Annotated in this window: 17 protein-coding genes; 12 read left to right on the top strand and 5 right to left on the bottom strand. The window is 67.1% G+C overall.

The features are described 5' to 3' along the window. Both NA5_RS23095 and NA5_RS23090 read right to left on the bottom strand, forming a co-directional pair. A partial coding sequence (locus NA5_RS23095; RefSeq protein WP_062989392.1) for a hypothetical protein occupies window positions 1–649 on the bottom strand: 649 nt, incomplete at its 3' end. A 166-nt stretch (window positions 650–815) separates the two neighbouring features. Beyond that, a complete protein-coding gene (locus NA5_RS23090; RefSeq protein WP_062989390.1) occupies window positions 816–2,255 on the bottom strand; it encodes an NAD(P)/FAD-dependent oxidoreductase in 1,440 nt (479 codons plus the stop codon). A 232-nt stretch (window positions 2,256–2,487) separates the two neighbouring features. Here NA5_RS23090 and NA5_RS23085 point away from each other — a divergent pair, with 232 nt between their 5' ends. After that, complete coding sequence (locus NA5_RS23085) at window positions 2,488–3,948, top strand: cytochrome P450 (RefSeq protein ID WP_245672349.1); 1,461 nt, start codon at window positions 2,488–2,490, stop codon at window positions 3,946–3,948. An 8-nt stretch (window positions 3,949–3,956) separates the two neighbouring features. On the opposite strand, the gene NA5_RS23080 is transcribed toward NA5_RS23085, so the two are convergent. Both NA5_RS23080 and NA5_RS23075 read right to left on the bottom strand, forming a co-directional pair. After that, window positions 3,957–4,805: a serine hydrolase gene (locus NA5_RS23080; protein ID WP_245672348.1), complete on the bottom strand. Its 849-nt coding sequence runs from the start codon at window positions 4,803–4,805 to the stop codon at window positions 3,957–3,959. A gap of 101 nt (window positions 4,806–4,906) precedes the next feature. Beyond that, complete coding sequence (locus tag NA5_RS23075) at window positions 4,907–5,089, bottom strand: hypothetical protein (protein WP_245672347.1); 183 nt, start codon at window positions 5,087–5,089, stop codon at window positions 4,907–4,909. A 278-nt stretch (window positions 5,090–5,367) separates the two neighbouring features. Between NA5_RS23075 and recC the strand changes: the two genes are divergently transcribed. The 9 genes from recC (at window position 5,368) to NA5_RS23030 (ending at window position 17,374) form a co-directional block, all read left to right on the top strand. Further along, window positions 5,368–8,715 carry an exodeoxyribonuclease V subunit gamma gene (recC, locus tag NA5_RS23070; protein ID WP_062989384.1) on the top strand — a complete coding sequence of 1,116 codons (3,348 nt, stop codon included), beginning with the start codon at window positions 5,368–5,370 and terminating at the stop codon, window positions 8,713–8,715. A gap of 154 nt (window positions 8,716–8,869) precedes the next feature. Further along, window positions 8,870–12,220: a UvrD-helicase domain-containing protein gene (locus tag NA5_RS23065; protein WP_062989382.1), complete on the top strand. Its 3,351-nt coding sequence runs from the start codon at window positions 8,870–8,872 to the stop codon at window positions 12,218–12,220. Further along, window positions 12,217–14,109 carry an exodeoxyribonuclease V subunit alpha gene (gene recD / locus NA5_RS23060; RefSeq protein ID WP_062989380.1) on the top strand — a complete coding sequence of 631 codons (1,893 nt, stop codon included), beginning with the start codon at window positions 12,217–12,219 and terminating at the stop codon, window positions 14,107–14,109. Before NA5_RS23065 ends, recD begins: the two co-directional genes overlap by 4 nt. Window positions 14,110–14,203: 94 nt before the next feature. Beyond that, window positions 14,204–14,638 (top strand): RNA polymerase sigma factor, encoded by a 435-nt coding sequence (locus NA5_RS23055; RefSeq protein ID WP_371856452.1) that lies wholly within the window; start codon window positions 14,204–14,206, stop codon window positions 14,636–14,638. Then, window positions 14,638–15,252: a methylated-DNA--[protein]-cysteine S-methyltransferase gene (locus tag NA5_RS23050; protein WP_062989378.1), complete on the top strand. Its 615-nt coding sequence runs from the start codon at window positions 14,638–14,640 to the stop codon at window positions 15,250–15,252. Before NA5_RS23055 ends, NA5_RS23050 begins: the two co-directional genes overlap by 1 nt. A gap of 11 nt (window positions 15,253–15,263) precedes the next feature. Continuing rightward, complete coding sequence (locus NA5_RS23045; RefSeq protein ID WP_062989376.1) at window positions 15,264–15,983, top strand: 2OG-Fe(II) oxygenase; 720 nt, start codon at window positions 15,264–15,266, stop codon at window positions 15,981–15,983. A 1-nt stretch (window position 15,984) separates the two neighbouring features. Further along, window positions 15,985–16,239 carry an Ada metal-binding domain-containing protein gene (locus NA5_RS23040; RefSeq protein ID WP_062989374.1) on the top strand — a complete coding sequence of 85 codons (255 nt, stop codon included), beginning with the start codon at window positions 15,985–15,987 and terminating at the stop codon, window positions 16,237–16,239. A gap of 62 nt (window positions 16,240–16,301) precedes the next feature. Next, window positions 16,302–16,814: a methylated-DNA--[protein]-cysteine S-methyltransferase gene (locus NA5_RS23035; protein ID WP_062989372.1), complete on the top strand. Its 513-nt coding sequence runs from the start codon at window positions 16,302–16,304 to the stop codon at window positions 16,812–16,814. A gap of 47 nt (window positions 16,815–16,861) precedes the next feature. Beyond that, a complete protein-coding gene (locus NA5_RS23030) occupies window positions 16,862–17,374 on the top strand; it encodes a mycothiol transferase (protein WP_062989370.1) in 513 nt (170 codons plus the stop codon). Window positions 17,375–17,376: 2 nt separating this feature from the next. Here NA5_RS23030 and NA5_RS23025 read toward each other — a convergent pair whose 3' ends face one another. Continuing rightward, complete coding sequence (locus tag NA5_RS23025) at window positions 17,377–17,940, bottom strand: TetR/AcrR family transcriptional regulator (RefSeq protein ID WP_062989369.1); 564 nt, start codon at window positions 17,938–17,940, stop codon at window positions 17,377–17,379. 140 nt (window positions 17,941–18,080) lie between these two features. Between NA5_RS23025 and NA5_RS23020 the strand changes: the two genes are divergently transcribed. Further along, window positions 18,081–18,368 carry an antibiotic biosynthesis monooxygenase family protein gene (locus tag NA5_RS23020; protein ID WP_062989367.1) on the top strand — a complete coding sequence of 96 codons (288 nt, stop codon included), beginning with the start codon at window positions 18,081–18,083 and terminating at the stop codon, window positions 18,366–18,368. Continuing rightward, window positions 18,365–18,985, top strand: a complete 621-nt coding sequence (locus tag NA5_RS23015; RefSeq protein ID WP_443093744.1) for a DUF2867 domain-containing protein — start codon at window positions 18,365–18,367, stop codon at window positions 18,983–18,985. Before NA5_RS23020 ends, NA5_RS23015 begins: the two co-directional genes overlap by 4 nt. The last annotated feature ends 2 nt before the right edge of the window (window positions 18,986–18,987 follow it).

The raw sequence follows: 18,987 nt of genomic DNA, 5'->3' as shown, positions 1-18,987 counted from the left end.
CCCCGATGGCGGCCGCGGGGACCGTGATCACGGCCGCACCGACCGCCGCCCCGAGTGCCGGACCCGCGACGAGCCCGATAGGCACGAGCGGTAGTCCGATGACCAGTCCCAGCGCACCGCCGACCAGCGCGGAGCTTGCCGTGATAGGGATCGCTGCGCCCGCCCCCGCCATCGCACCCATCGCGGCGGTGCCGATGGTCTGTCCGGCGATCCGGTCCGAGCGGCTGCGCTCCATGCCGATCGAATCGAGGAATGTCGCCAGGCTGGCCTCGGCCATCGCCGAGTTGTCGTTGATCTGGATTGCCTGCTCCTGGTTGATCCAATCCGGTGCGTCGACGGTGACGTCACCGAAGCGGAACTTGCCGGGTGGCGGGGCGATCGGCGGTACCGGAGCCACCGGGCCGGGCGAGTGCAGCACACCGACGGGCGCGAGGTACTTCTTATCCGGCGCGGGACGCGACCACTGCAGTGAACTCTTGGTGTTGTCCGGGATGTTCAGACCCTCGTACGGCATCGCGTTCGGGGCGTCGGCCGCGGGCCATTGCGGCTTCTGCTCCTGCGTCACCGTATTCGACTGTGCGGGCTCGGCATTCGCGGTGCCGGTTCCCACCAGCGCCAGAACGATCGGTACTGCACCCGCCGCGACCATCGTCCCCATCTTCTGCCGCTGCGGGTTAGGAGCTCTGTGCTTGCCTGTCCCCATACATCGCCTTTCATCCGGAGAAATGTCATCCCACATTCGGATTCGAGGCGCGCTCGGATGGGTGGAGAATTTATCAGGCGGAGATATTGCTAGTGATTAGCCGACCGGACGGCTAGCCCACCTTGCGGTCGGCCGCCTTATCGGCGAGCGCGGCCTTCCCGTTCTCCGCGGGCGGCGCACCCAGCGCGGCCGCGAGTTCGTCGGCGTCCTGCTGATCGGCCTGCACCGCCTCCACCGCGAGCCGGGCGAAGACCCACTGCTCGGTGGCCGCCATCTGGCCGCGGGTGCGGCCGAGGAAGGTCACGAACCACTGGATGACGGTGATGATCCGGCTGCGATAGCCGACCAGGTAGTACAGGTGCAAGGCGAGCCAGGCCAGCCAGGCGATGAATCCGCCGAACTCCAGCTTGCCGACCTGGCAGACGGCGCTGAACCGCGACACCGTCGCCATACTGCCCTTGTTGAAGTACTTGAACGGCTTGCGGTCCTGCGGCGCTTGGCCTTTCAGCCCGGCCTTGATCTGCTTGGCCGCGTAGGTCGCACCCTGGATCGCGCCCTGAGCCTGACCGGGCACATTCGGTACCGACATCAGGTCGCCGACCACGAAGACGTTCGGGTGGCCCTTGAGGGTCAGATCGGGCTCGACGATCACCCGCCCGGCGCGGTCGGTTTCGGTGCCGTCGGAGCGTTCGGCGAGCATCTTGCCCAGCGGGCTGGCCTGCACACCGGCCGACCACACCTTGCACGAGGATTCGATGCGGCGCACCGTGCCGTCGGCATCCTTCACCGTGACACCGTGTGCGTCGACATTGGTGACCATGGCGTTGAGCTGGATCTCCACGCCCATCTTCTCCAGCCGCCGCTTGGCCTTGCCGCCCAGCTTCGGACCCATCGGGCCGAGTACCGCACCCGCGCCCTCGACCAGGATCACCCTGGCATCGCGCGGATCGATGTTGTGGAAGGTGCCCTCCAGGGTGCGATCGGCCAGTTCGGCGATCTGACCGGCCAATTCGACACCGGTCGGTCCGGCGCCGATGACCACGAAGGTGAGCAGCCGGTCCCGCACTTCCTGGGTAGTGGCCAGTTCGGCCCCTTCGAATGAGCCGAGGATGCGCGCGCGTAGCTCCAGCGCGTCGTCGATGGTCTTCATGCCGGGCGCGTAGGTGGCGAACTGGTCGTTACCGAAGTAGGACTGCTGCGCGCCGGTCGCCACGATCAAGCTGTCGAAGGGGGTGACGGTGTTCTGGTTGAGCAGTTGCGAGGTGACGGTCTTGTGCTCGAGGTCGATATCGATGACATCGCCGAGCAGCACCTGGGCGTTCTTCTGCTTGCGCAGCACCAGCCGGGTCGCGGGGGCGATCTCGCCGACCGACAGGATGCCGGTGGCGACCTGGTAGAGCAGCGGCTGGAACAGGTGGGTGGAGGTCTTGGAGATCAAGGTGACGTCGACGTCGGCATGCTTGAGGTGCTTGGTACCGAACAAGCCGCCGAATCCGGAGCCGATCACCACCACCCGGTGGCGATGGTTCTCCTCGACAGACTGAGTGCTCATCGTCGGTGCTCCTCAAACCTGGGGTGCGGCCCCTCGAACGCTGTTGACCCGACTTACGGTAGTCGGCGCTGTCCTGGCCGTCACGGCGAGATCCCGGTTGCTGATGTGCCGATTCTTTTCGAGCGAACGAATGTGAAAAAGAGAATACGATAGATCCTGTCCTTCAGGGAGGTTTCTCATGGTCGGCGGGGGTCGTGTCGGACACATCCGCAGCGGGAATGGAAAGCCCAGCGTGCGGCCCGAATCCGAGAATGTCTCGCTCATCGACATCCCGGACGACCACCTGATCGATCGGCTGCTGCGCCGAGTTCCCGAGCGTCCGCATGTGCTGGCCTCACCGCCGCGCGGCAGCACCGCGACCGCGGTGACGGGCGATGCCGGACTTCCGTATTTCGGCCGCGGACTGCACTACCTGCGCTGGGGCCCGGCCGAAATGATGCAGCGGTATCGCCGCTACGGTCCGGTATCGCTGAATTCGTCGCTGGGCCTGGATCGGGTGCTGGTCTGCGGTCCGGAGGCGATCGATGAGGTGCTCGGCAAGCGGCGTCGCGATTTCGGCCAGGGCTGGGACTACTTCATCGGTCCGTTCTTCCGGCGCGGACTGTTGCTACTGGAATTCGACGAACACATGTTCCATCGCCGGATCATGCAGCAGGCCTTCACCAGGGAACGGCTGGAGGCGCATCTGGCGACATTGGCGCCGGTGGCGCGGGCCGCCGTCGAACGGTGGGTACCGCGCAACGGCGGCACCATCCGCCTCTACCCGACGATCAAGGAATTGACCCTGGAGATCGCGGGCGAGACCTTCATGGCCGTCGATGTCGGGGAGCAGCGCCGCAAGCTCATCGATGCGTTCATCGATTGCACTCATGCCGGGCTGTCGGTTATTCGACATCCGGTGCCCGGCGGCAATTGGCGGGCCGGGCTGCGCGGGCGCAAGGTGCTCGAGCAGTACTTCACCGACATGCTGCCGCACAAGCGCCGGACCGAGTCGGCGGACTTCTTTTCCGGACTGTGTCATGCCCGCACCGAGGACGGCGCCGAATTCGGTGACGCGGATGTGGTCAACCACATGATCTTCCTGATCATGGCCGCGCACGACACCACCACGACCACGGCCACCGCTGTGGCCTACTACCTCGGCAAACATCCCGAATGGCAGCGGCGGGTGCGCGCGGAGGTGCGTGCGGTCGATGCCGAAATCGGCGGCGCCGCACCGACAATCGCCGATCTGGACCGGATGCGCGAACTGGATCTGGTGCTCAAGGAGAGTTTGCGCTTGCTGCCGCCGGTGCCCGGACTGCCGCGGCGGGCGGTACGCGACACCGAAATCCTCGGGCACTACATTCCGGCGGGCACGCCGATCGACTGCGCGTATACGGTCAATCATTTCCTGCCGGAGCTGTGGACCCGGCCGGAGCTATTCGATCCGGAACGCTTCGGCGAAGCCCGGCGCGAGGACAAATCGCATCGACTCGCGTGGGTGCCCTTCGGCGCGGGTGCGCACAAGTGCATCGGGATGCACTTCGGAACATTCGAGGTGAAGACGATAATCGCCGCACTGGTGCGCGATTACGAGTGGGAGCTCCCGGGGGATTATCGAATGCCGTGGGGATTCACGACAATTCCGTTCCCCCGGGATGGTGCGCCCGTATCGTTGCGCCGTAGCGAATCCTTGCGGGTCGCTCGATAAGGATCAGCTCAGCGGCCGCTGAAAAGCAGTTCGGCGACCTTGGTGTCGGTCGCGGCGCCTTCGGTGTAGCCGCCGTCGCCGCCGAGCGAGCTCATGATGGCGAGGGTGTAGCGTTCGCCGGGTCCGGCGAAGCCGACCGAGTTCACCACCCAGCCGCCCTGCTCCTCGGACCAGCCGTTCTTGAGGCCGGGCCGCATGGCGGCGCCCGCGCCCCACACGCCCCAGTGCTGGTTGCTGTCGACCGCGCGCATCCGGTCGAACAGGTAGTTCCGGTCGTCGGGGTGCATATTGTTGAAGATCGAGTCCATCAGCCGATCCAGATCGGCGGGGGTGCACTTCTGGAACGACCAGTCCGGGAACATCGCGGTATTCGTCGGCTGCGGAACCAGATTCACCATGCCGCTGGCGCGGAAGGCGTTGTTATAGGCCATCCGATCCAGGCCCGCGTACTTGTTCCAGAGGATGTCGGCGGCCTGGTCATTGGAGGTGGCGAGCATCGATTCCATCAGTCCGCGGTCCTCCGGACTCAGACCGATCACTCCCGCTCGCGCGCGGTTGAGCAGATCGGCGGCGATGGCCAGCTTGATGGTGGAGGCGGTCCAGACCGAGTTCTCCGCATTCTCGTTCGCGTACACCCCACCGCTGACTCGATCGCGGACCACATAGCCGGTCACACCGGGCCGATTCTTCAAATACGCGTCGACAGCGGCGATTCGGCTGCTCATATCGCAATCGAAACCGGCCATGCAGCCCTGCGTATGGGCAGGCGGCGCCGCTAACGCGGACGGAATCAGCGCGGTGGTAGTGGGGACCAGGATCGCCGCAGCGGCGAGGACAGAGACGGAGGCGTGACGCACGAGGCAACACGATCGCACATCGGCGGGCCGGACGCACGTCTTGAGCTCTGCGCGACGCTGTGGTAGGTGGCGTTGCGCGCTTGTACCGCAGCGTTTTTCGCCTAGCGGAATGCGGCGTGCAATTCTTCGACGGTGCGACCGTTGAGGCGGTAGCAGTGGGCGAAGGCCTCGGCATGCTGATCGCGCGGCCAGGAGTGTAGGACGACGGTGCGACCGTAGGAGCGCGAGTTGACCAGCTCCCATCTGTCACCGACCCGGCGGACCGTGAATCCGCCTCTCGGCATCAGGGGAATCACCATCGCCATCATGAACGCGAACCAGCCTTTCGTGCAGCTATCCCGTTCCTCCCCGGTTGAGCACTGTTGCACATCGACGGCCGCGATCCGACGTGACACGACGAAGTAAATCGTTCGCGTGTGGCTTATTTCACTCCCGCGGGAAAGGGGTCGGGAGGTTGCGTGCTGGTCGCTGGGCGTATAAACGTGCGGAGGCGCCGAGCCGTGCGGATAGCCGACTTGACGCGCAGCGCGGACATACCGGACCAACCGACGAGAGGGCGCAGATGCCGCTGCACATCCATCGTGCCGAGCGCGCCGATGCGTTGGCGGAGGCGTTGGCCGCACTGCTTGCCGAACCGTTGCCGGACCCCTTCGCGACCGAGGTTGTCGCGGTGCCCGCGAAGGGTGTCGAGCGCTGGTTGACGCAGCGGCTGTCGACCGTGCTCGGCGTGTCGGGGCGTTCGGACGGTGTTGCCGCGAATATCGAATTCCCGTCTCCGGGTGCGTTGGTCGCCGAAGTATCGGCGGCGGCGAGTGGGGTGCCGCCCGAGGCGGATCCGTGGGCGTCGGAGCAGGTCGTGTGGACGTTGCTGCGGGTGATCGACGCGTCGCTGCGCGAGCCGTGGAGTGCGGTGCTCGCGCGGCATCTCGGGGTCGGGGAGCCCGCCGGGCATCGGGTCGGTCGGCGGTATGCGACTGCCGCGCATCTGGCGGGGCTGTTCGACAGCTATGCGGCGCAGCGCCCTGAGCTGATCAAGGAGTGGGCGGCGGGTTCGGATAACGACGGCGCCGGGCGTGCGGTGCCGGATGATCTGCTCTGGCAACCGGAATTGTGGCGGCGGTTGCGGGCCGAGATCGGGGCGCCGAGTCCGGCCGAGCGGTTGGACGCGGCCTGTGCGCGATTGCGGGATGAGCCGGATCTGGTGGATCTGCCAGCGCGTTTGTCATTGTTCGGGGTGACGCGCTTGCCCAGCGATCAACTCGCGGTGCTATCGGCGCTGGCGCAGCGGCGGGAGGTACATCTGTGGCTCGCGCATCCGAGTCCGGCGATGTGGACGAAGCTGAGGGAGCTGCCCGCCGCCGTGGCGCGGGCCGATGATGTCAGCGCGACGGTGATGCGGCATCCGTTGCTTGCGGGGCTCGGTAGGGATGTGCGCGAGCTCCAGCAGCGGCTGGTCGATGCCGTGGACCTGCATCATGCGGCCATCGAGACGAATGATGTTGGCGGGCAGGGCGATTCGGCCGCGACACTGTTGACTGCCGTGCAGTCCGGGATTCGGGACGATGTGTGGCCGCCCGAACCCGCGAGCTTCGATGACCGGACCGTGCAGGTGCATTCGTGTCATGGACCGGCACGACAGGTCGAGGTGCTGCGCGAATGTCTGCTCGGCCTGTTCGCGGCCGATCACACGCTGGAACCGCGGGATGTGTTGATCATGTGTCCCGAGGTGGAGGCGTACGCGCCCCTGGTGCGGGCGGCCTTCGGGCAGAAGATGGTGGGATCGGTCGAGTCGGTGGCCGATTCGGCGCATCCGGCGCATCTGCTGCGGGTGCGGCTCGCCGATCGGGGGCGCGCGGTGACCAATCCGATGCTCGCGGTGATCGCGGTATTGCTCGAACTCGCCGACGGTCGGGTGACGGTAACTCAGGTGCTGGATCTTGCGGCGTCCGAAACCGTCCGTCGCCGTTGCGGTTTCGATGACGACGATATCGAGCGGTTGCGCGAATGGGCGGCCGAATCCGGTGCGCGCTGGGGTATCGGGCAACGCCAGCGGCAGGCATTCGGGCTGGCCGACTTCGCGCAGAACACGCTCAATAGCGCGGTGGACCGCATTCTGCTCGGCGTCACCGCGGATGAATCCTCCGATGACTGGCTGGATCTCGCGCTGCCACTTGACGATGTGGACAGCAATGATGTCGATCTGGCGGGCCGGTTCGCGGAATTCATCGACCGGCTCGCGGTTTGCCTGCGTGGCCTGCGCGGACCGCGTCCGGCGCAGCAGTGGGCGGCGGTGCTCGGACGCTGCCTCGAACTGCTCACCGATGTGCCCGACAGTCAGGCGTGGGTGCGCACCGAGGCCCGCCGTGAGCTGGCCGCCGCCACCGAACACGCCGGTGATGTGCCATTGCGGCTGGCGGATGTCGGTGTGCTGCTGTCGAGTCGGCTCGCGGCAGGACCGACCAGAGCGAATTTCCGGACCGGTGAGCTGACCGTGTGCACGATGGTGCCGATGCGTTCGGTGCCGCATCGCGTGGTGGTGTTGCTCGGCCTCGACGACGACGTCTTCCCGCGCACCAGCGGCGTGGACGGTGACGATGTGCTCGCACGCAATCCGCTGCTCGGCGAACGGGATGCGCGCAGCGAGGATCGCCAGCTGCTGTTGGACGCGGTGCTCGCCGCCACGGAGCAATTGCTGATCTTCCACACCGGAGCCGACCCGGTGACCGGCGCGCACCGCCCACCCGCCATCCCGGTCGCCGAACTGCTCGACGCACTGCGCGCGCACGTCGGCGCGGCAGGTATGGACGCGGTGGTGACCCGACATCCGTTGCAGGGCTTCGACCGTCGCAATTTCGCGGCCGAGCGCCCGTTCAGCTTCGACACCGTCGCATTCGCCGGAGCGCAGGCCGCCGGACAACCCGCACAGCCACGCCCGGCGTTCCTGCCCGAACCGCTGCCCGCGCTCGAACCCGCGGATGTCGCACTGGCCGACCTGATTTCGTTCGTCGAACACCCGGTACGGGCATTCCTCTGGCAGCGCCTCGGACTGCGCGTCCCCGAACACGAAGACGACATCGCCGACCGGCTGCCCATCGAACTCGACGGCCTCGCCAAATGGGAGCTGGGCGAACGACTGTTGTCCGCGCGGCTCACCGGTGCGGATCCTTCGACGCTGCGCGCGGCGGAGTGGCGGCGTGGGACATTGCCGCCGTTCGGATTCGGCGGTGCGGTACTCGACGAGGTGGAGTCGACGGTGGATAAGCTGGTGCGGGCGGCGCTGCCGGAGTACGAGGGTGTGCCGCGCGCGGTCGATATCGCGGTGGATCTGGGTAATGGCCTTCGGCTCACCGGCACGGTGCCCGAGGTGCGCGGCGAATCCCTGGTTCGCACCACGTTCTCTCGGCTCGCACCGAAACACCGTATCGCCGCGTGGGTTTCGTTGCTGGCCTTGGCGGTCACCGAGGATCGCTCGTGGCGCGCGGTGACCACTGGTCGCGGCCAATTCGGCCGTCCCGCATGGCGTTCCGAGCTCATGGCGCCGGAACCGCCTGCCGCGCTGTCCATCCTGCGTGAGCTGGTGCGGCTGCGTGATGCCGGTCTGAGGGAACCCCTGCCGATCGCCCCCACCGCTACCGCCGTTTACGCCGAACGTCGCTTCCGCGGCTCGAATGCCGACGAAGCGGTGAGCGCCGCCGAACGCGAATTCAATGGCGGGCCGAACGGTCCCGGGCCGTTCGGTGACCACACCGACCGTCACCTCCGCTACATCTGGGGGCCTGCTCCTCGCCTGGAACACCTCATGGCCGCCCCCGCGCCCGCGGGTGAGCCCGGGGAAACCACCCGCTTCGGATCCCTGGCTCGTCGGATGTGGGCACCGCTGTTGGCCGCCGAGAATCAGGGCCAGCCGTGAGTGCCGCGGATACGTCGAGGGGGATAACCAGCGCGGCGCGCCTCCCGCATCCAGGCGGGTGTCGGGTGGACGGTGGAGGTATCGGTCGGCGAGGGAAGATCTTGCTGATACGCAGCGCGAGCACCGGATCGGCCGGGCACGGAGAGGGGCGGGGATGACCATCGAGGACACCGCATTCGCCGCGCCCTCGCTGGACGCCGACCGATTCGATCCGAACGGGCCGCTGCCGACCGGAACGACCGTGCTCGAGGCGAGTGCCGGTACCGGTAAGACGCATGCGATCGTCGGGTTGGCGGTGCGGTATGTCGCCGAAATCGGCATCGATATTTCGCAGCTGTTGCTGGTGACGTTCAGTCGGGCCGCCACACAGGAACTGCGGGAACGGACGCGGGATCGGTTCGTCGCGGTGGCGGCGGCACTGGCCGATCCGGAGACGGCTCGGGCCAACGCCGACGAACTGATTCGGTTGGTCGCGCAGGCGGATTCGGCCGAGGTGCTGCGGCGGCGTCGCCGATTGCTCACCGCGCTTTCGGATTTCGATGCCGGGACCATCGCGACGACGCACAGTTTCTGCCAGCGCATGCTCGATGAGCTCGGTTTGGCCGGTGAACACGATCCCGGGTCGCGGTTGGTCGAGACGATCGATGATCTGATCGGCACGGTCGCCGATGACCTGTACCTGAATCGGTATGCCCGTGCGGAGCCACCGTTTTCGCTGAAGGAGGCGCATACGCTGGCGCTGGCGGCGGTGCAGGATCGGCACGCCGTATTGGTGCCGAAGGGGGACGGACCGGCGGGGGAGCGGGTCGCCTTCGCTGCCGCGGTGCGCACGGAAGCCGAGCGCCGCAAACGCCTTGCCGGACTGCGTGATTTCGACGATCTGCTGGTGCTGCTGCACGATGTGCTCGCCGATCCCGAGCACGGGCCGCGGGCCTGTCGCCGCATCCGGGACCGGTACCGGGTTGCCCTGGTCGACGAATTCCAGGACACCGATCCACTGCAGTGGGACATTTTGCGGCTGGCCTTTCACGGTCATTCGACGCTGGTGCTGGTCGGGGATCCGAAGCAGGCGATCTACGCCTTCCGCGGCGCGGAGGTACTGAGCTATCTCGATGCCGTCGCACACGCCGATACCCGCAAGGAGCTCACCGACAACTGGCGCAGCGATGCGGGCCTGCTCGCGGCGCTGGATCATCTGCAGGGCGGTGCGGCGTTGGGGCACAAGGAGATCACGGTCTATCCGGTCAGCGCGACCCGCGGCTGGTCGCGGCTGTCCGGCCCGCAGGACCTGACGACGCCGCTGCGGATGCGGTGTTTGCCGCGCACCGGAGCCGGACCGTTGAACAAATCGGGATTCCCGGCGGTCGGGCGCATGCGGTCGAAGGTCGCCGAAGATCTCGCGGCGGATATCGTGCGGCTGCTCGAATCCGGTGTGCTGTTCGAGGCGAAGACCGGGTCGCGGCCGATCGGGCCCGGTGATATCGCGGTACTGGTGCGGACCCGATCCCAAATCGATGTGGTGCGAACCGCTTTGGATCGGGTCGGGGTCGCCTCGGTACTCGCCGGTGGCACCAGCGTCTTCGCCACCAGCAGTGCGACGGATTGGCTCTGGTTGCTGCGCGCGCTCGAACAGCCGCATCGATCCGATCGTGTCCGTCTTGCCGCCTGCACACCGCTGCTCGGCGTGACCGCGGTCGAAATCGATAGTGGCGGTGCGGATCTGGTCGGTCGCATCTCGGCTCAGCTGCGGGAAGCGGCCAGGCTGTTCGCCCGCGCTGGTTTCGCCGCGGTCTTCGAAAAGATCTCCGCCGAAGCGAATCTGGCTCAGCGGCTGCTCTCGATCGAGAACGGCGAACGCGAACTGACCGATCTGCGACATATCGCGCAACTGCTGGATCAGGTCGCGCTGACCGAAGGTCTCGGCCTCACCGCGCTGACCCGCTGGCTTGCCGATCGGGTGCGCGATCCCGCCTCCGGGTCGGTCGCCGACCGCAGCCGTCGCCTCGACCGCGATGCCGCGGCCGTGCAGATCGCCACCGTGCATGCCAGCAAGGGGCTCGAATTCCCCCTCGTCTACTTGCCTTTCGCATGGGACAACGCGAAGAACCCCTATCCGCAGACTCTGCTTTTCCACACCGATGACGGCGCTCGGGTACTCGATGTCGGCGGTCAGGACGCGTCCGGTTACGGCGAGCGCAAGCTGCGCAGTGAAACCGAGGAGGCGGGCGAGGAGCTGCGCCTGCTGTACGTCGCACTCACCCGCGCGATGTGTCAGATCGTCGCCTGGTGGGCACCCGCGATCACCACTGCCAACGCGCCGTTGCACCGGATGGTCCTCGGCCGCCCGGACGGCGGGGATCTGGTGCCGAGCAAGGCGGCGGTACCGGCGGACGCCGTTGCGGTATCGATGCTTTCGGCGTGGGCGGCCGGTGCGCCGGAGGCCATTTCGGTGGAAGGCGTCGAGCACACCGATACCGTCGAGATCCGCCGCGTGCGCACCGAATTGCCGACCGGAGCCATCGCCGCGGCGCACTTCGCCCGCACCATGGACCTGCAGTGGCGGCGCACCTCCTATTCGGCACTGACGGCAGGTGCGCACGATGCCGCGATTCCGGAGGCCGAGCCCGAGGACGACCGCGGCCCATCCGATGAGCCCGGTACCCCGCTTCTCGCCGAAGCCGAACCCGCAATCTCCGATTCGGCCCCGTCCCTGATGAACGCGCTACCGTACGGCGCCGAATTCGGCACTCTGGTGCACGGCGTCCTCGAACGAATCGATACCGACGCAACCGATCTGGCCACCGAGGTGCACACCCGCTGCCGCGCCGCCACCGAAGAGCTGATGGCCGAGGCCGATCCGGTGGTACTCGGCACCGCCCTACTCGCCGTGCTGCATACGCCACTCGGATTCGGTTGTCTCGCCGACATTTCCACACGCGACCGGCTCAACGAACTCGATTTCGAGCTCCCGCTCGCCGGTGGTGACATCCCCGGTGCGCATACGGTCACGCTGCGCCGGATCGCCGATCTGCTGCGCACCCATCTTCCGGCCGACGATTCTTTGGCCAGCTATGCCGACCAACTCGCGTCCCTGGACGACACCCCACTGCGCGGCTACCTCACCGGAAGTATCGACGCGGTACTGCGCATTATCGAAAATCCGGGCGCGCAACCACGATTCGTCATCGTCGACTACAAGACCAATCGCCTCGGCACCGGCGATCTCACCGTCGATCATTACACCCACGACCGCATGGCCGCCGAAATGCTGCGCTCGCACTACCCGCTGCAGGCTCTGCTATACGCGGTCGCCCTGCACCGCTACCTGCGCTGGCGGCTGCCCGGTTACGATCCGGCGCGTCACCTCGGTGGTGCCCGCTACCTGTTCGTGCGCGGCATGATCGGTCCCGAAACACCGTCGGGCTGTGGTGTTTTCGACTGGAATCCACCGGCCGCGCTCATCGCCGCCCTGTCGGACCTGCTGGCGGGAGAGGCGGCCCGATGACGTCGATTCAGTTGGCGCAGCGGGGAACCGGGCTGCTGCGCGTGTTCAACGAGGCGGGTGTGCTCTCCGCCGCCGACGTGCACGTCGCCCTTCGATTGGGCCGCATGGGCCGCGAATCCTCGGAAGCGGTGCTGTTCGCGGCGGCCCTCGCGGTGCGGGCGGTGCGGTCTGGTTCGGTCTGCCTGGAACTGAACCGCATGCGCGAGATCGGCATCGATGCCGATGAAACCTGGGATGCGGGCGCGGGCATCGACCCGGCGACGTTGCCGTGGCCGGATATCGATGCGGTGGTCGCCGCGCTGCGGGTCAGCCCGCTGGTGTGCGGAGGACCAGCCGGTCCCTTGCAGCCGCTGCGTCTGGTCGACGTGCAGGCCACGGGACCGTTGCTCTATCTGGACCGCTACTACCAGCAGGAGCAGACCATCCGCCGGGTGCTCACCGAGCGCTCCGGACATCATCCGAAGGTGGATCCGGCCATCGTGCGCCGCGAACTCGACCGGCTCTTCGACGCCCCGGTCGGTGCCGCCCCCGACCGCCAGCGGATCGCCGCCGCACTCGCCGCGACGCACTGGACCACGGTGGTGGCGGGCGGGCCGGGTACCGGCAAGACCCATACCATCGCCCGCATCCTGGCCCTGCTCGACGCCCACCAGCAGGCGCATCCGAAGTTGCCCGCACTGCGCATCGCCATGGCCGCACCCACCGGAAAGGCGGCCGCACGGCTGCAGGAAGCCGTGCGCGAACAGGCCCGATCGCTCGCGCTGCCGGAGCTCACCGCCGCCACGCTGCATCGGCTGCTCGGCTGGCAGCGCGGCCGGGCGACCCGGTTCCGGTATCACGAATTCAACCGACTGCCCTATGACGTGATCGTGGTCGACGAAACCTCCATGGTGTCGCTGACCATGATGAGCAGCCTGCTGGCCGCACTGCGCCCGGATACCCGCCTGGTGCTCGTCGGCGATCCGGATCAGCTCGCCTCGGTCGATGCCGGTGCGGTACTCGCTGATCTCGTCGCCGGACCGGTTGTCGGCGAACCGAATCCGGTTCTCGAACAGGTGCTCGGCACGGAATCGGTTGCGGCCGACGGTAATCCGGAGGCACTGACCGATCTCGAACGAATGCGCTTGCGCGGCGGCATCGTCCGACTGACCCGTGGCCGCCGCTTCGGCGGCAAGATCGCCGAACTCGCCGTCGCGGTCCGCGCCGGTGACGCCGACACCGCACTCGCACTGCTGCGGGCGGGCGGCGCGGAACTCTCGCTCTGCACCCCCGAGGACACCGCAGCTGTTCGCGCCGACGTCGTGCGCGCCGCCCGCGAGGTCACCGCGGCGGCCATCGACGGCGATGCCGCGGCCGCACTGACCGCCCTCGAATCCCACCGCCTGCTGTGCGCGCACCGCCAAGGTCCCTTCGGCGTCGAACGCTGGGACCGTATGGCCGGTGAATGGGCCGCGGCCGGTGGCGCGGGGCCGGAATCGCACCAGGCGCCGTGGTATCCGGGTCAGCCCCTGCTGGTCACCGCCAATGACCATGAGGCGCGCATCTACAACGGCGATACCGGTGTCATCGTGCGGATGCCCGATGGTTCACTGCGCGCGGCCCTGCAGCGCGGCAGCGAGCCCTATCTGGTGCATCCGACGCAATTTCCGGCCGTGGTCACCGTCTTCGCCATGACCATCCACCGCAGTCAGGGCAGCCAGTACGACACCGTCTCGGTCGTGCTGCCCGAACCCGAATCCACCCTGCTCACCAGGGAACTGCTGTATACCGCCATCACCCGCGCCCGTCGCCACGTGCGCATCATCGGCACCGACGACTCGATCCGCGCCGCCATCGACCGCCGGGTGCTGCGTGCCAGCGGCTTGTCGCGCGCCCCGGAGTCAGCGTGAGTCCGACCGGGGAATCTCACGTTTTCCGCGTCCCCGACGTCTACAGAACGTGAGATTGCCTCCGTTCGAGGAAGTGGTGGCCGAATACGGCCCGATGGTGCTGCGCGTGTGCCGGGCGGTGCTCGGTCCGACCGATGCCGCCGATGCGTGGTCGGAGACCTTTCTGTCGGCGCTGCGGGCCTATCCGGACCTCGACCCGAAGACGAATATCGAGGCATGGCTGGTCACCATCGCGCACCGGCGCGCGATCGATGTGGGGCGCGCACTGACCCGCGCACCCGTTCCCGCCGAAACCCTGCCCGAACGCAGGGCGCCCGATGCCGACCCGGCCGATTACGACCCCGACCTGTGGGACGCACTCGCCGCGTTGCCGACCAAACAGCGCCAAGCGGTGGCCTACCACTACCTGGCGGGGCTACCACACGCCGAAATCGCCCAGCTGCTGGGCAATTCGACCGATGCCGCCCGCCGCGCCGCCGCCGACGGCCTCAAAACATTGCGCAAGCTCTATCCGAAGGATCGAACATGATGGCCACTATCGACCGGGATCCGGACGGCCTCTTCGACGGCCTGACCCCGAACTCCGCCGAGATCCTGTCCCGATTGCGTCGACGGCTGGCCGCCGACGCCCAGGCCGCGGGCCTGCTCGACGTCGCCTACCGCACGCTGGACACTCCGGTTGGCACCCTGCTGCTCGCGGCGACCCCCGCGGGCCTGGTACGGGTCGCCTACCCCAACGAGAACCACGACACCGTACTCGCCACCCTCGCCGAGCGGATCAGTCCGCGCATCCTGGCCGCCCCTGGCCGCCTCGACGCCGCCGCCCGCGAGATCGAGGAGTATTTCGCCGGTGCGCGAACACAATTCGATTTGCCACTCGATCTGCGGTTGACCGTCGGATTCCGGCGCCAGGTGATCGAGCATCTGAGCGATATCGGCTACGGACATCGCGAGAGCTATGCCGATGTCGCCGCGGCGGTCGGGAATCCGCGCGCGGTCCGCGCGGTCGGCTCGGCCTGTGCGCACAATCCGCTGCCGGTGGTCATCCCGTGCCACCGCGTGGTGCGCAGCGACGGTTCGATCGGTCAGTACGTCGGTGGCGTCATCGCGAAAACCACCCTGCTCACGCTCGAAGCGGCGTGAAAGGAGATGCCATGAAAACCCTTGCCGCACTGGAAGAACGAGTCGAAGCACAGCAGTGGAGCGCGCTGACCGAGGAGATCGACGCCTGCGGCTGTGCCCAGACCGGCCCGCTGTTGACGCCGGACGAATGTGCCGAATTCATCGCGATATGGGACGATCTGGGCCGCTTTCGATCGACGATCGATATGGCCCGCTACCGATTCGGTCAGGGCACCTACCGATACTTCGCCGATCCGGTCCCGGCACCGATCATGCGGCTGCGCAGGGCCTTCTACCGCAGATTGCTGCCCATCGCCCGCACCTGGGCCGACCGACTCGGCGACCCGACGCCGTGGCCCGACGATTTCGACGATTGGCTCGACGCCTGCCACGCCGCCGGTCAAACCAAGCCGACGCCAATCCTGTTGCGCTACAGCGAAGGTGACTGGAACGCCCTGCACCGCGACCTCTACGGCGAGCTGGTCTTCCCGCTGCAGGTCGTGATCGGCCTGGATCGCCCCGGCATCGACCACACCGGCGGGGAATTCCTCTTGGTCGAACAACGCCCCCGCGCTCAATCCAAGCCGACGGTCACCATTCTGGAACAGGGCCACGCACTCGTCTTCACCACCCGAGACCGGCCGACGCCATCGTCGCGCGGTTGGTCTCGTGCCCCGATCCGACACGGCGTCAGTCGAATTCGCAGCGGTCACCGGCACACGCTGGGCCTGGTCTTACACGACGCCGAATGAGATGTACACCCTGACCGGTGCCGACGGCCGCCCGTATGCCAGCCCTACTCCGGGCCGATACGGCGGTCACCGGCGCGGCAAACTCTACGGCCGCCTCGACTGCCCTTCGGCCTTGCGTGCCTTGGTGCGCGGCCACTACCGCGCCCACCGTGTGTTCTTCGCCGACGAACAAACCGCCATCGCCGCCGGTTACCGACCGTGCGCGGTCTGTCTGCCTACCGCATACGCCGCATGGAAACTGCACTACGGCAGGTGATCTCACGTTTCGGCACCGAGGAGCGTCTACCTGATGAAGCTCGATAGAGAGGGAGCAACATCATGTCCGATACCGCCACCGCACGACTGGTGCACGGCTCGACACTTGGCAACCTGCTGATAGAAGCAAACCGGACCGGTGTCACCTCGGTCGCGTTCACCGACGAGCTGCCCATCGGGCCGACCGGCGAAAACGCCACGGCGCGTGAGCATCTCGAGACCGCCGCAGACCAGCTCGACGAATACCTCACCGGCGAACGTCAGCAGTTCACGGTACCGATGGACCCGACGGATATGAGCGCGTTCGATCGAGAGGTCCTGCAGACGCTCGACGCGACCACGGGGTATGGCCGAACAATCACATACGGGGCCCTCACCCGCCGACTAGGTCGCGGCCCCGCCGACGCCCGCAAGATCGGCGGCGCGCTGGCCCGCAACCGCCTGCTGATCCTGCTCCCGTGCCACCGGGTAATCGGGGCCGACGGATCGCTGACCGGCTACGCGGGTGGACTGCCCGTCAAACGAGCCCTGCTCGACCTCGAATCGGCCGAATTCCTGCTGCCGCTGGGCCGATAACGGCGTGATCGGGAATATCGGCGGTGACTGTGTGCTTGCATGAGGTCATGACGAGCGCTGAGTTGTTGGTCGATGCCTTCGGGCGGGTGCGGGAGAATGTGCACGGCGCGGTCGCGGACCTCGCACAGGACGAGCTGGCGGCGCGGATCGATCCGGACGCCAACTCCATCGCCTGGTTGATCTGGCATCTGACTCGAGTGCAGGACGACCACATCGCGGACGTGGCGAATGTGGCACAGGTGTGGACGGCGGCGGGCTGGGCCAAGCGGTTCGACCTGCCGTTCGCCGACGAGGCAACCGGCTACGGGCACGGCGCCGCGGAGGTCGCCGAACTCGGCGGGATTTCGGCCGAACTGCTGCTTGGCTATTACGACGCGGTGCACGCACAGACGATCGACTACGTCTCCGGACTCACCGACGCCGATCTGCCCCGGATCGTCGACATCCGCTGGGATCCGCCGGTCACCCTGGGAGTACGGCTGATCAGCGTCGTGGACGACGATATCCAGCACGCCGGACAGGCTGCCTTCATTCGCGGAGTCCTACTGCGCCGCAGGTAGTTTCAGTTTTCCGGCGCGTCACCGAACAGTAGATCCGCGGCACGGACGACTACTTCGAGGCGGGTGCGCTCGTTGTGGTCGGCGGCGAGGAAATGTTTGCCGACCGCCAAACAGAATGCGAGCAGCGCGCGGGCCTCGATTTCGTCCGGATCCGAGCAGATCTTGCCGAACAGTTCGCGCGCGTACTCCATCCGGTCGTTGTCGACGCGACGTAGCCGTTCGGCGACTGCCGCGTCCCGCCGTGCCCAGTCGCGCACGGCGAGGTCGATGGGTAGCCGTTCATCGGAGAAGGTGAGCAGGCCCGCGCGCCGGATCTTGGTGCGTGGATCGCCGCCCTCGTGCTCGACCTGCGCACGCACCTCGTCGGTGCTCTCGCGCTCCCAGGTATCGAGCATTTCCTCGAGCAGAGCGTTGCGGTCGGCGAAGTGCCCGTAAAAGCCCCCCTTCGTGACACCGAGCGCCTGCGCGAGGCTCTCGATGCGGACGGCATCGGGACCGCCGCTCGCCAGCGCCAGCAGGCCCTGTTCGATCCAGCTGCTTCGTGGGGTGCGAGTGACGGCAACCATACCTTCAGTATCGCGGACGGTGTTGACACCGCCGCACCGCTGGCTACGATCGATGTATACGGTACCGTATATTTGAAAGCGGTTGGTATATCCGCGAATTGCGAGGGCAACGGTGTCCTCGCCAACGAGAGGGGACCGTCATGACGGTCGGATTCGTCGCATTCCACTATCCGCGACCGGAGGATTTCGACGATTTCGTCAACCGGGTGCGCAATGTCGCGGCGGTGCTGCGATCGGTGCCAGGATGTCTGTCCGCCGACTGCTGGGTGAGCACCGATGGTGACGACGCGGTCGTCTCCACCGGACAGTGGGAGTCCGACGAGGCATTCGCGGCGTCCTTCGCGACCGTCGCGGCGGCGGATGTGGACGTCACCTTCGACGAGCGCGAACGCCGCCCGCGTCAGATCTTCAAACTGGCGTCCCGGTGACGGCCGCGGATATGGATGGGGCAAGGCGGCTACCGAATTCCGAGCACACTTCGCGGCCATGGCGGATCCACGAGATCGCGCCCGATTTTCGAGTCGAGGATGTCTGGGCATTGCCGACCCCGGGCGGTCCGGACGACTTTCCGCGGCTGGTGCGGCAGGTGGCCTCGGGCAACAATGGGAGTGAATTCTCCATCGTCTACCGGGCGCTCTTCGCGATCCGCTGGAAGCTCGGTGCCCTTCTCGGCTGGGATAAGGCCGATGCGGGCATCGAGGCCCGGGTGCCGTCGCTGTGTGATCGCTTGCCTGCTGATCTGCGAGATGCACCCGGTCCGGTCTTCGCGGGCGCACTATTCCGCTCGGTCTATCTGACCGACACCGAATGGGTCGCCGAGATCGCCAACCGAACCATGCACGGCGTGATGCACATCGGTTGGGTGCGCGACGGAACCGGCGGTTATCGCGGACAGATGGCGGTGCTGGTCAAACCCAACGGCCGATTCGGCAAGCTCTATATGGCCGGGATCCTGCCGTTCCGCTATCTGCTGGTGTATCCGGCGCTGATGCGCGGCGTCGAGCGCGCGTGGCGGGCGCAGATGGGCGATTCGGTTGCGGGATAAGC

The organism is Nocardia anaemiae NBRC 100462, assembly GCF_001612725.1.
GTDB lineage: Bacteria > Actinomycetota > Actinomycetes > Mycobacteriales > Mycobacteriaceae > Nocardia > Nocardia anaemiae.
Note: the sequence above shows the minus strand (reverse complement) of the source record. Positions and strands in the feature narration are given on the sequence as shown.

Coding starts and splice junctions, on each gene's coding strand:
- NA5_RS23040 (WP_062989374.1), top strand. CDS start 15,985: ATGTACACCCTGACCGGTGCCGACGGCCGCCCGTATGCCAGCCCTACT.
- recD (WP_062989380.1), top strand. CDS start 12,217: ATGACGTCGATTCAGTTGGCGCAGCGGGGAACCGGGCTGCTGCGCGTG.
- recC (WP_062989384.1), top strand. CDS start 5,368: ATGCCGCTGCACATCCATCGTGCCGAGCGCGCCGATGCGTTGGCGGAG.
- NA5_RS23055 (WP_371856452.1), top strand. CDS start 14,204: ATGGTGCTGCGCGTGTGCCGGGCGGTGCTCGGTCCGACCGATGCCGCC.
- NA5_RS23030 (WP_062989370.1), top strand. CDS start 16,862: ATGACGAGCGCTGAGTTGTTGGTCGATGCCTTCGGGCGGGTGCGGGAG.
- NA5_RS23075 (WP_245672347.1), bottom strand. CDS start 5,089: ATGCCGAGAGGCGGATTCACGGTCCGCCGGGTCGGTGACAGATGGGAG.
- NA5_RS23035 (WP_062989372.1), top strand. CDS start 16,302: ATGTCCGATACCGCCACCGCACGACTGGTGCACGGCTCGACACTTGGC.
- NA5_RS23020 (WP_062989367.1), top strand. CDS start 18,081: ATGACGGTCGGATTCGTCGCATTCCACTATCCGCGACCGGAGGATTTC.
- NA5_RS23025 (WP_062989369.1), bottom strand. CDS start 17,940: ATGGTTGCCGTCACTCGCACCCCACGAAGCAGCTGGATCGAACAGGGC.
- NA5_RS23050 (WP_062989378.1), top strand. CDS start 14,638: ATGGCCACTATCGACCGGGATCCGGACGGCCTCTTCGACGGCCTGACC.
- NA5_RS23065 (WP_062989382.1), top strand. CDS start 8,870: ATGACCATCGAGGACACCGCATTCGCCGCGCCCTCGCTGGACGCCGAC.
- NA5_RS23045 (WP_062989376.1), top strand. CDS start 15,264: ATGAAAACCCTTGCCGCACTGGAAGAACGAGTCGAAGCACAGCAGTGG.
- NA5_RS23090 (WP_062989390.1), bottom strand. CDS start 2,255: ATGAGCACTCAGTCTGTCGAGGAGAACCATCGCCACCGGGTGGTGGTG.